General features: G+C 41.3%; 11 protein-coding genes and 1 riboswitch. All 11 genes read left to right on the forward strand.

Annotated elements, in window-relative coordinates:
- Nucleotides 1–33 precede the first annotated feature (33 nt).
- The 11 genes from mscL to F9802_RS05945 all read left to right on the forward strand — a co-directional run bounded on the left by mscL (nt 34) and on the right by F9802_RS05945 (nt 11,690).
- Nucleotides 34–408: a large conductance mechanosensitive channel protein MscL gene (gene mscL / locus F9802_RS05895; RefSeq protein ID WP_152150303.1), complete on the forward strand. Its 375-nt coding sequence runs from the start codon at nt 34–36 to the stop codon at nt 406–408.
- A 51-nt stretch (nt 409–459) separates the two neighbouring features.
- Nucleotides 460–561: riboswitch (TPP riboswitch) on the forward strand.
- A 66-nt stretch (nt 562–627) separates the two neighbouring features.
- Nucleotides 628–1,392: a thiazole synthase gene (locus tag F9802_RS05900; RefSeq protein WP_152150215.1), complete on the forward strand. Its 765-nt coding sequence runs from the start codon at nt 628–630 to the stop codon at nt 1,390–1,392.
- 19 nt (nt 1,393–1,411) lie between these two features.
- On the forward strand, nt 1,412–2,590 hold the full coding sequence (thiH, locus tag F9802_RS05905; RefSeq protein WP_152150216.1) for a 2-iminoacetate synthase ThiH: 1,179 nt from the start codon (nt 1,412–1,414) through the stop codon (nt 2,588–2,590).
- The gene (locus F9802_RS05910) at nt 2,532–3,164 is read left to right on the forward strand and encodes a thiamine phosphate synthase (RefSeq protein ID WP_152150217.1); all 633 of its coding nucleotides are present in this window, start codon (nt 2,532–2,534) and stop codon (nt 3,162–3,164) included. Before thiH ends, F9802_RS05910 begins: the two co-directional genes overlap by 59 nt.
- Nucleotides 3,148–3,351 carry a sulfur carrier protein ThiS gene (thiS, locus tag F9802_RS05915; RefSeq protein ID WP_152150218.1) on the forward strand — a complete coding sequence of 68 codons (204 nt, stop codon included), beginning with the start codon at nt 3,148–3,150 and terminating at the stop codon, nt 3,349–3,351. Before F9802_RS05910 ends, thiS begins: the two co-directional genes overlap by 17 nt.
- 15 nt (nt 3,352–3,366) lie before the next feature.
- Entirely contained in the window at nt 3,367–4,380 is a 1,014-nt protein-coding gene (locus tag F9802_RS05920) for a ThiF family adenylyltransferase (protein ID WP_152150219.1), read from the forward strand.
- A gap of 216 nt (nt 4,381–4,596) precedes the next feature.
- Complete coding sequence (locus F9802_RS05925) at nt 4,597–6,507, forward strand: zinc ribbon domain-containing protein (protein ID WP_152150220.1); 1,911 nt, start codon at nt 4,597–4,599, stop codon at nt 6,505–6,507.
- A 78-nt stretch (nt 6,508–6,585) separates the two neighbouring features.
- Nucleotides 6,586–7,764, forward strand: a complete 1,179-nt coding sequence (locus F9802_RS05930; protein WP_191991769.1) for an ABC transporter permease — start codon at nt 6,586–6,588, stop codon at nt 7,762–7,764.
- Complete coding sequence (locus F9802_RS05935) at nt 7,748–8,926, forward strand: ABC transporter permease (RefSeq protein WP_191991770.1); 1,179 nt, start codon at nt 7,748–7,750, stop codon at nt 8,924–8,926. The genes F9802_RS05930 and F9802_RS05935 overlap by 17 nt, the downstream gene beginning before the upstream one ends.
- Nucleotides 8,919–9,671 carry an ABC transporter ATP-binding protein gene (locus F9802_RS05940; RefSeq protein WP_152150223.1) on the forward strand — a complete coding sequence of 251 codons (753 nt, stop codon included), beginning with the start codon at nt 8,919–8,921 and terminating at the stop codon, nt 9,669–9,671. The genes F9802_RS05935 and F9802_RS05940 overlap by 8 nt, the downstream gene beginning before the upstream one ends.
- 135 nt (nt 9,672–9,806) lie before the next feature.
- Entirely contained in the window at nt 9,807–11,690 is a 1,884-nt protein-coding gene (locus F9802_RS05945) for a sigma-54-dependent Fis family transcriptional regulator (protein ID WP_152150224.1), read from the forward strand.
- Nucleotides 11,691–12,030 lie beyond the last annotated feature (340 nt).

Genomic DNA, 12,030 nt, shown 5'->3' on the forward strand with positions numbered 1-12,030 from the left:
GTAGAAAAAGATCCGTTGAAAGGAACGATTAATTTGTTACAAGAATTCAAGAAATTTGCCATGCGCGGGAATGTAATTGACTTGGCTGTCGGGGTCATTATCGGGGCAGCTTTCGGCAAAATCGTTACTTCCCTTGTCGATGATATGATCATGCCATTGATTGGTTTGCTCGTTGGAGGTGTTGATCTTTCAAACTTAGCGTTTCAATTTGAAGGAGCAGTCGTTGAGTACGGGAAGTTTTTGCAGTCGATTGTTGATTTTTTAATTATTTCTTTTTCGATTTTTCTTTTTATAAGATTGTTCAATAAATTGTATCACCAGGAAAAAGTAGAAGAAGAAGCGCCGCCTTCTCTTTCAAAAGAAGAAGAGTTGTTAACAGAAATCAGAGATTTATTAAAATCTAAATAAAAGGCTTAACAATTTTGAAAATTCAGAGTATAATAGACTTAATTGAATAAGGAACATAGCTAGGGGTGCCGTTAAGGCTGAGAGGATGCAAGTCGTCCAACCCTCGAACCTGATTTGGTTAATACCAACGGAGGAAAGCCGATTTTTATGTTTTTTAGTATACATAAAAAAAGCCTGCCGTTGTGGCAGGCTTTTTTCGTCGAAAAAGGAGGAAATAGAATGGATGAATTAATGATTGGTGAAACGAAATTGACGAACAGGCTCTTTACGGGCACAGGAAAATTTGCGGACCATTCGATGATGAAGCAGGCATTTGCCCATTCGGGTTCAGAAGTAGTCACGGTGGCTGTCAGAAGGGTGGACTTAGAAGCGGGACATGAAAATATTTTAGAGGATATTCCACCTAATATGATTATTATGCCTAATACGTCCGGTGCAAGAAATGCGGAGGAAGCTGTCAGAATTGCGAGACTTGCCCGAGCAGCGGGAATGGGAAATTGGATTAAAATTGAAGTCATCTCTGATCAAAAGTACTTGCTGCCTGATAATGAAGAAACGATACGCGCCACTGATATACTCGCAAACGAAGGCTTTGTCGTCCTGCCCTATATGAACCCAGATTTGATGGCGGCGAAAAAAATGGTTGATGCCGGTGCTGCAGCAGTTATGCCTCTCGGTTCACCAATTGGTTCAAATAGAGGTATCCGGATGAAAGAAATGATCCGTATTTTAATAGAAGAAAAAACAGTACCTATCATTGTAGATGCCGGAATCGGCAAACCGTCTGAAGCAGCTGAAGCGATGGAGATGGGGGCAGATGCGGTTCTCGTCAACACAGCGATTGCGACAGCGGAAGATCCGGTCGGTATGGCTGAAGCGTTTGACTTGGCCGTTAAATCTGGAAGAAAGGCATACTTAGCAGGACTCGGGCCGGTGTCACAAAGAGCGCATGCTTCTTCACCGCTGACCGGATTTTTGAGTTAATTAATTAGGGGGGATCTTCTTGAGCTTTTACGATACGTATTTAAAAATAAAAAATGAACCGTATGAAGAGATATTTGCAAGTTTTACTGTAAAGGATGTCGATCGGGCGCTATTGAAAACGAGTCTGGATGAAAAAGATTTACTCGCCCTGCTGTCACCTGCTGCGGGGGAGCGGTTAGAAGAAATGGCACAAAAAGCTCATCGGCTTACCTTACAAAATTTCGGAAAAGTCATTGTTTTATTTGCTCCGCTTTATTTAACAGACTACTGCGTTAATAAATGCACTTATTGCAGTTTCAGCTTTGATAATGATTTTCCGCGCAGAAAGCTGAACCCGCTTGAAATTGACCAGGAAGCAAAAGCGCTGAAAGATATGGGGATTCAGCATGTTATTCTACTGACCGGAGAATCCAAGATTCATTCATCTGTTGAGTACTTGGCAGAAAGCGCTAACATATTAAAAAAACATGCGGCTTCTATTTCTATAGAAGTTCAGCCGCTCGAAACGGAAGAATACGCACAACTTGTAGCGGCTGGAGTAGATGGGTTGACGGTTTTTCATGAAGTATACAATGAAGAAATTTATAAGGAGCTTCATGTGAAGGGACCGAAACGAAATTATCGGTATCGGCTGGATGCTCCTGAGCGCGGCTGCAAGGCCGGCATGCGCTCTGTAAACATTGGAGCGCTGTTAGGGCTGGATGATTGGAGAAAAGAAGTGTTTTTTACTGCTTTGCATGCCGAGTATTTACAAAAAAAGTATATTGAAACAGACATAGCCGTTTCATTTCCACGCATTCGCCCGAATCTTGGCGGGTTCTCACCAAGGTTCGATGTGAATAACAAAGAACTTGTTCAAGCGATGCTTGCCTTCCGTCTTTTTATGCCGCGCGCAGGCATTACGCTGTCTACTCGTGAAGAAGCGGAATTCAGGGATCACCTGATTAAACTCGGTGTAACAAAAATGTCTGCAGCCTCTTCCACAGTTGTTGGCGGATACGCAAACAAAAAAGAAGATAATAGTCAATTTGAAATTTCTGATACCCGCACAGTAGATGAAGTGAAAAACAGATTAAAACAGCTCGGTTATCAGCCAATTTCAAAAGACTGGGACATTTTGGCGGACTTGGAGGGAGAAAATGTCTTTTCAAATGCACGCAATCACAACCGGGAAACAAGAGCTGGAGCAAGCGTCTGAGGCTGCTTCCGCCATTTACCCGTTTGTCGATTTTATTCATATTAGAGAGAAACATCGCAGCGCTAAAGAATTGTTCAAATGGGTAGAAACATGGATTAATGCCGGCGTGCCGCCTCAAAAAATCATCGTGAACGACCGGCTTGATGTAGCGCTTGCATCGGGTGCCGGCGGCGTGCAGCTGACAGAAAGCAGCTTATCACCGGAGATTATAAGGCCTTTTGCTGCCAACAAGAAAGTCGGCTGTTCCATTCACACAGCTAAAGCGGCAGTTGACATGGAAAAAGCGGGAGCAGATTGGGCCATATTAGGCCACGTGTTCGCAACCGCTTCCAAATTCGGCAGGAAACCGATTGGGATGTGTGAACTGAGTACAGCGGCACAATCTTCACAAGTGCCCGTCATTGCGATCGGCGGCATCCTCCCTCACCATATTAAAGAAGTGATGGCAGCTGGTGCAGCTGGAATCGCTGTGATGTCAGGGGTTTTTGGAAGTGAAGAGCCTGCAGATATGGCCGCCCGTTATCGAAACGCAATAAAAAAGGAGGAAAGTCATCAAAATGAATATAGTTATTAACGGTAAACACGAGCAAGTAGCTTTATCAGAACCAACGTTGATCAACTTGCTTGCAGAATATTCCCTTCAAGGAAAATCGGTGATTGTTGAAGCGAATGGACAGATTGTGCCAAAAGATGAGCTGGCCTCAACGAATGTGAAAGATGGCGACCGCATTGAAATTGTCCAATTTGTCGGCGGCGGATAAGAAAGGAGCAAGGTGATGCATAACCGTTATTCGAGGCAGGAACTGTTTTTAAAAGAAAAGCAGCCTTTTGCCAATAAACACGTGCTCCTTGTAGGAGCTGGTGCACTCGGTTCTGCTTTGGCGGAAATGCTTGTCCGGGCGGGAATCGGACGGCTGACGATCATCGACCGCGACTATGTGGACTGGACAAACTTGCAGCGTCAGCAGCTCTATAAAGAACAAGATGCACAAGAACGCCTTCCTAAAGCTGAAGCAGCGAAGAAGCGGCTTGAGGAAATTAATTCGGATGTTTTTATATCAGCAGTTACGGCAGATGGAGGACCGGAAGAACTTTCTGCTTTAATGAATGCTCATTTGCCGGATTTACTGCTTGACGGGACAGATAATTTTGAAACGAGATTTTTAATTAATGATTTGTCACAAAAATATAATGTTCCGTGGATTTATGGCGCTTGTGTCGGCAGCCAGGGAATTAGCTGTGTCATTGTCCCAGGGGAAACTCCATGTTTGGCATGTCTGCTTGATGTGCTCCCGGCCGAAGGAATGACGTGCGACACAGCAGGCATTATCGCACCAGCAGTGCAAATGACAACAGCGATTCAAGGAGCGGAAGCGCTGAAAATTCTTGCTGGCAGATGGGAAGAAGTGAGCAGAGAACTCGTTTCATTTGATTTATGGAAAAACACTTATTCCTCCATCAAAATAGCTTCTTTAAAGAAAGCAAGCTGTCCGTCATGTGGAAAAGAAGCAAGTCATCCTTACTTGTCCGAAGCCAATCGGACGAGGACAGCTGTTCTTTGTGGAAGAGACACGGTACAAGTGAGACCGTCGGAAGAAAGAGCATTTAACTTGTCACAGCTGGCTTTAACGATGGAACAGCACGGAACGAAAGTAAAGACAAACGGTTTTTTGCTTTCTGCTATTGTTTCCGGAAAGAGAATTGTACTTTTTCAAGATGGCCGGATGCTCATACATGGCACAAAGAACACGGCAGACGCAAAAAAGCTGTACCAGCAGCTGTTAGGTTAGATAGCTGATCGGAAAAGCCGCTTCAACACGCTGAAGCGGCTTTTCTTTGTTCTATTTTACTGACAACAGCTATATAAAAGAATAACAGACTTCAATTTGGCAAAAGGGATAAGTGTTTTTGTCTTTTTTTGTCGAATGTATGGTAAATGCCTTTTCGCTTGCTTATGCTAAGGAAGAAGCCATACGCTGTGCTGAAAAGAAAAGGGGAGAGATTGAATGAAGAATTGTTTTAATTGCGGTAAATCGCTCAGTCAAGAGACGAAATTTTGTCCTTCTTGCGGGGCACATACAGCAGCTGAGCAAGCATCGAGACAAGAATCTTCGGCTGCGCTAGAAGCTGATGGAGTGAACAGGCAGGAGCAACCGCTTAAAAAATCTAAGAGCAAACTGCCATGGATGATTGTTCTTTTTGTCTTGCTGCTTGGAGGAGGAGCAACCGCTGCTTTTTTAATGAACAAATCACCGAAAGAGCTTTATTTATTGTCGGAATATAAAACTTATCAGCAAACGAAAGCAGAATTTGACGAAAAATATGGAGAGTCATTTGAGTTTTCAAAAAAGGTGATGGAACAGCCATCTACTTCCAATGTAACGTTCAGTGCTGATCTGGAAATGGATAGTTTACAAAATGATCCAAATGCGGCAATGATGATGGAGATGCTTAAAAATGCAACCATTACAGCAAAGGCTGAACAAGACCCAAAGAAAAACGCCGGGAATTATAACATTGCCTTGAATCTTGAAGGTGAAAAAGCGCTCGATATGGAAGTTGTTCATACAGATAAACAAGTTGGCGCCAAGGTTCCTCTTCTTTATTCTAAGTTCTTTTATTTGAATGTGGATGAATACGGCGATTTTATGAGAAAGATGGATCCATTATATGCAGGTCCTGAAAAGCTGGAGCTTTCAACAGTGGAATGGAAAGACCTTGAGCTGAAGGAAGAAGAAAAACAATATTTGAAAGAGCGCTACGGTGCCTTTTTGCTGGAGCAGCTGAAAGATGAAAACTTTGAGCTGGAAAAGGGAGTAGACTATAAAATTAAAGGTGAAAGCATGAAGCTGAGAAAAGTAACGCTTACACTTTCGCCAAAAGAAACAAAAAGTTTAATGAATAATTATATGGATCGATTAATTAAAGATAAAAAGCTTCATAACATGCTAGCGGTCCGAGCGGAAAAACTAGCAAAAACCGGAGCTGTAACTGAAGTAAATGGAGAGATTCCTGCTCGTGATGAAATGAAAGCGGAAATCGTAAATAGCTTAAAAGAAGCAAAAGAAAATTTACAGCAAGTAGAATTTAAAGATGGCTTCCGTTCAGAATTGTTAATCGACAGCAAAGAACAAGTGATTGACAGAACGGTGAAAATGACTGTGGCTAACCCATCTTCGGACACGGTGAAACTTTTAATGAATACAAAGAATGTTCCTTACGGCGATGAAAAGCAAATAAAAGAGTTTACCTTCGAAGCCGCGCCTGAAGATAAGGCTAAAGAGAAAATCGCGTTCCATGTATCGAACGATATAAAAGGTGAAAAAGACAAACGAACGGAAGAAATGAAAATCTCCGTTCAAGGGTCGACGAATGGCGAAAAAGAAGAAGTAGTCAATTTTAACATGACATCGAAGTTTGATGGGGAATCAGGAAGCAAGCAAAACATTAACCGGACTTTTGCATTGAAAACAAACACAATTGCTTCTAATAGTACACCAGCCGAAATCAGCGGGAAAATTAAGCAAGTGCAGGACACAAATGTTGATAAAAATTACTCAAATGAAAAGCTGGATGTAGAAGTTACTGTTGATGATGAAGTGAATGGCGGTACATTCTCTTTTATTATGGATACGAAGTCTAAAATCGTAGACAAAATCAGCATTCCATCATTTAGCAAAGATAGTGCCGGCAGTTTGAATGTTAACGAAATAACTGACGAGCAAATGGCACAAATTCAGCAGGAGGTTGGCTTAAACGTAATGAGTCTCATGAGCAGGTTCGGCTTGCTCGGGAATGCTCCTATGGAGGACCCATACGCCGAGGATTCTCATTCGGAAGATTTATATAAGGAAGATCCTGCTGCTGAAGAAATGTTTAATCATGAACTGTCAGAAAATGAAGAAGCGGTTTTTTAACCGGTGACATGTATGAAAACAATCTTTGCTTTTACTTTTTTTAACGTAAAGCTACTCTGGAAAAATAGGATAACAGCCATGCTTTTATGGCTGTCTCCTATTTTCTTTTTATTCATTCTCGGTTTGATTGGGAGCGAGGCGTTAAAAAAAGAGCGGTTTGTCGACCCTTTTCAGCTCGCTATTGTTAATGAAGACCCCGCTTTTGAAACAAAGCTCGTCATCAGGCAACTGACAGAGGGAGAGCATTTAACTTCAGTGATTCGAACAATCGAAGCGGACGAAAAAGGGGCTAAACGGCTTTTAGAAGAAAATAAAATTGCTGCAGTTATCTTTATTCCGAACGGCTTCAGCAAAGATGTCGCTAGAGGAGTCAACACACCGGTGACAGTCATTGGAAACGAAAAGCGGCCCCTGCAAGCTGAACTCACCCGGCAAGTAATGGAAAGTGCCGCTGACTTTACATCAGCTGCTCAAAGCGGGATCAATACAGTCAGTTATTTTATGAAGGGAATGGATTTTTCTCAAAAAGAAAGAAAAAAAGAGTTTAAAAAAGACGTCGTTTCTTTTTCCTTTCACATATTAGGAAGAGGAAGCATCTTTGAAGAGAAGAAACAAGCAGCCCCTTATCAAGTCCATTTATGGCAATACTATGCTGTTTCTTTTTTGGCATTAATGATGATGATTTGGAGCTTTACGGCTCTTTTTCTTTTGAATAATAAAATAAATAAAGCTCTCTCTCTTAGGCTGCTGTCTGCAGGTTTTTCTCCTTATCATGCCGCTTGTTCAAAAGTCATATTTGTATTGCTTACCGTGCTCGTCAGCAGTATCGTTTTAGCAAGTATGTTGATTGTCAGTGGAATCGTTAGTCTTCATATCGAAGCAGGACACTTCGCAGTTGGGCTTACTGTAACGGTCTTTCTATTTACTAGTTTTTTTGTGATGGCAGATGCTTTGCTGGCGAATGAAAAAATTTATTTGTTCGCAGGTGTCACATTTCTTTTGCTGGGAGCTGCAACCGGAGGCCATATTGTCCCGGCCGTTTATTTTCCGGATTGGTTGGAACGATTGAGCAGCTTTACAATCAACTCCTGGGTGCTTGAGTATATGCTGCTCCTTTTCTATCCTGGCCAGGACCAGCCTTTCTTTCACCTTTCCTTGCTTTTATTATGCGCCGCTTGTTCATTTATTTTGATCACTGCTGCTGTTTTGCATAGACGGGTGCATGAAAGGAGGAAAACAAGTGGGCATCTATTATGAAAAATGGAAGCAGCTCATGCGTAAACCTGTAACGTGGCTCTTATTTCTTATGCCCATTGCGGCCTCTGTCGGGTTTGGTATGTTATTTACAAAACAGCAGACCGAATTAACCATCCCGATTGTCATTGTAGATGAAGACCAGTCAAGTACTTCTGATGCAGTCATTCAAGGATTAAAAAGTCAGACAGGGCTGACAGTAAAAGAAATGCCGGCTTCAGCGGCAAAAAAACAGCTGCTTCAAGGTGAAGTGGACAGTGTATTTATCATAAAAAAACATTTTCAAACCGAGCTTCGGAAAGGGAAAAGAGACGGATTAATAGAACTTTGGACTTCGCCGTCTTCCGTCGCAGCAGGCATCGTACGCGAAATAGCAGCCAGTGAAATCATTAAGCAGACGAGTGCAGCAAAAGCAGCGAATAAGGTCGTCTCTCTGTATAAGCAAAAGTATGAAGACCAAGGAGAAAGAAGTGAGATTTGGCAGCAGGCATATGATTATACGATGGATCAATGGCAGCCAGAGCCGTTAATGACGATTCAATATAAGATTGGATCAGACAAAAGGCAGGACACAAACAAAGAAAAAGCAACTTTATTATTTTCACCGTACCTCGGATTGTGGAGTTTTTTCACGATGCTGTCTTGCTTCATTTTCTCAGACTGGGCAGTGAAGGAGCGGTGGACCATATTTCCGCGAATTCGCGCGAGCAGCATTGGGCTGCCAGCTTATTTAAGTCAATGTGCAGCAGCCCACTTAATAATTCAATTGATTCAGGCGGGCTTTGCTTTCGTAGTTTTTCGTTATTTGAATGTCATTAATGGTGGGATCGTTGTATTCTCCGTAATGGCTGTTTTTGTTCTTTTTTCAACAGTCATTGGTTTGCTGCTTGCTGTATTTCATACACATGCAGGTCCTTTTTATTTAACCGCGCTGAGTACAGCGCTGCTGTTTGCACTTTTCGGAGGCAGCTTTTTCCCGGCAGGAGAGCTATTTTCCTTTATACAAAAACTGAGTGAAATGTTTCCGCAGACAGCATTGGCCGCCGCAGAGAACAAAGATAGGTTAACGGATCCGCTTGTTTGGGAAAGTGTATTTGCAATGGCCGCCGTCGTACTGATCAGTTGGCCATTGATTGTTTGGAAGGCAGGGAGAGAATATGATTAACATCAGCCGCTTAGAAAAATTTTATCGAAAAAAGAAACGGCTCGGCCCGGTGAATTTACATGTGGACAAAGGTGAGATTTTTGGATTGCTCGGGCCGAACGGAGCAGGGAAGTCTACTCTTCTTTCCATATTGGCGACCGTGTCTTCACCTTCAGCCGGCAAGGTCATAATGAAAGGAAAAGATATAACGGAAGAAACAAAAGCCGTTCGGCCATTGATTGGCTATGTGCCGCAAGATATTGCTCTTTGGGAAGAGATGACGGTTAAAGAAAACATGTTATTTTGGGGTAAAATGGTGAAGCGGAAGAAAAGCGAAGAACAGTTAGAGAACTTGTGCCAGGCTGTACAGCTTCACGGCAAATGGGATGAAAAAGTGTCCCGTTTGTCAGGCGGAATGAAAAGAAAGCTTAACTTGGCAGTTTCATTAATTCATGATCCGGAAATTTTGTTGTTAGATGAGCCGACAGTCGGTATTGACCTTCAATCTAAATTCGAAATTAACGAATTAATACAAAAGCTGGCCCGTGACGGCAAAACGATCATTTATATTACACATGATATAAATGAAATCACTCAATTATGTACGAGAATAGGAGTCTTAAAAAATGGCATCTTTCTTTTTACTGGAACACTTGCGGAAGCAGGTGCTCGATTACAGCAGCACGGGTACACGGCAAAAAACGAAACAGAGATCATCTTTCATTTGCTGAAACAAGATTATTCGGATCACGAACCTACTTTTTAATAAGAAAAGTAGGTTTTTGTTATATAAAGCTTCGTTCAAATTGACGGAATATTTAGAATGAGTTACTCTAACGTTATAAAGGCAAAATGACAATATCATTCAGCAATTACATGGACTGGAAGGGAGATAGCAATAATGATAAGAAGCCATTATCAATTAGTTGAGAAAGATGTGCCTGAAATAGTCATTGAATCGTGGGAAAGAAGCCGAAAAAGCAACGTTTCACGTGACCTCTCTGAAGCCCCTCTTGTTTTATCAGAAAAAGAACTGCAGCTGATAAAAAGTCGTGGAGAGCTGTACCAGTCATTTGCTGCTGTTTATTCAAGGATGGAAAATGAAATTGATGGGAAGTACGCTTTTGGCCTCGCAGATGAAAAAGGAAGAATGATCGGCGTCCGTATGGAAGGAAAACTCTATGATCAATTAGGAGGCGTGAACTTTTTTCCAGGCGGCCACTGGCATGAAAATATAACAGGTACGAATGCGATAGGTACAGCGATTGCTACTCAAAAAGCTGTAACTATACATACAGAAGAACATTATTGTGAGGCTTGGAATGCTTTTTCTTGTGCAGGCGTTCCTATTAGGCATCCATTAAAAAAACAATTATTAGGGGTACTGGACTTATCTTGTAAAGATGAGGATTTCCACAAACACAGCCTGCCTTTAACGAAAGCTATCGCTGAAAGTATTCAGGCAGATATTCTCGTTCGTACGCATGAAAAAAACAATATATTAAGAGAAAGGTTTTCACAACACAAAGAAAACGTCAGAAATGATTGGTTATTATTAATTGACGATCAAGGAAATATTATTGATCAAAATCATTACTCTAAACCATTTCAATATGTTTGGAAGTCTTCATTTAATTGGTATGAATATATAAATGGGCTTCAACATAAGGCGTTTAATAAAAAGGATCAGCACCCTCTTTCCTTTTTACATGGACACCCCCGTGGCAAGATTACGCCAGTCCCCAACAACAATACGATTATTGGATTAATTGTTCAGCTTCCCCAAAATTATTCATCTGAGAACCTTTCAACAACTTTTAAAGAAGAGTATATAAGACATGGGGTAGTCGGCCGTGGAGAACCTTTTCAATTTTTCTTAGAAAAAATTGAAAAGGTTGCTCCAAGCAATGTGTCAGTTATGTTAACAGGAGAGAGCGGTACGGGGAAGGAAGTTTTCAGCCGGATGATTCACCGTTTGAGCGATAGGTGTGAGCAATCGTTTATTACCTTTAACTGTTCCTCTTTGAATCATGATCTAGCAGCAAGCGAACTTTTTGGCTATGCCCCCGGTTCTTTTACGGGGGGATTGAAAGAAGGAAAAAAAGGGTTATTTGAAGCGGCGGATGGCGGGGTTTTATTTCTAGATGAAATTGGTGAAGTTCCATTATCTGTTCAACCGCTGCTATTAAGGGTTTTACAGGAACAGGAAGTCATGAGAATTGGCGAGTATACTCCAAGAAAAATAAATGTTCGAGTGATTGCAGCAACAAATCGAGACTTGAAAAAAATGATGCAGGAAGGGACCTTCCGTGAAGATCTTTATTACCGTTTAAGTGTCATCAGTTTGAATATACCACCGCTAAGAGAAAGAAAAGAAGATATACCGCTGCTATCAAATTACTTTTTAGAACAGAGCGGCCACAACCGAAATATAATTTTAACGCCGGAAACTGAACGTATTTTACGGCAATATGACTGGCCTGGAAATGTGAGAGAGCTTAAAAATGTCATTCAATATGCTCAGTTGTTTGCCGGAGATGGCTTTATAGAGCCACACCATTTGCCGGATGTATTTCACGAACTTCCATATGCAAAAGTGTCGGAGGAACGGTTAGAAAATAATAAGGAAAATAAGAAGGAAAATAAGAAGGACGAACGCGATTATATTCTTCACATGTTGAAGCGGACAAATTTTAATTTGACTAAAGCTGCCCAGCTCCTTGGCTTTTCGAGAGGCACTTTATATAACCGTTTAAAAAAATATAACATTTCATACAGATATTAAAATGAACAAACTGTTCAATCTATTTGAACAGTTTGTTTATTTTTGTGAACAATTAATACTAATTGTCTTAACTTTTAATGAAGAATCATGTGAAAGATTTGTTTTATTCATTGGCATGCGATTTGCATTTACTTTAATAATTCAGCCCAGCTACTAAGCTTCACTTCTATGAATGGGCTTAAAGCTTTCTTTTTTACTATTAAATAACTTGTATTACGAATCAGGAGGAGAGCGAATTGAAAAAATGTTTTAAGTGTTGCCGCCCGTAAAGGAAGTTTTAAAAGGAACTAAAAATCTTTTTATTAGAGGGCTTTAACAAAGAAGATGCAGGGGTGATGTT

Origin of the sequence: Bacillus aerolatus (genome assembly GCF_009183655.1) — a bacterium.
GTDB classification, from domain to species: Bacteria; Bacillota; Bacilli; order Bacillales; family Domibacillaceae; genus Pseudobacillus; species Pseudobacillus aerolatus.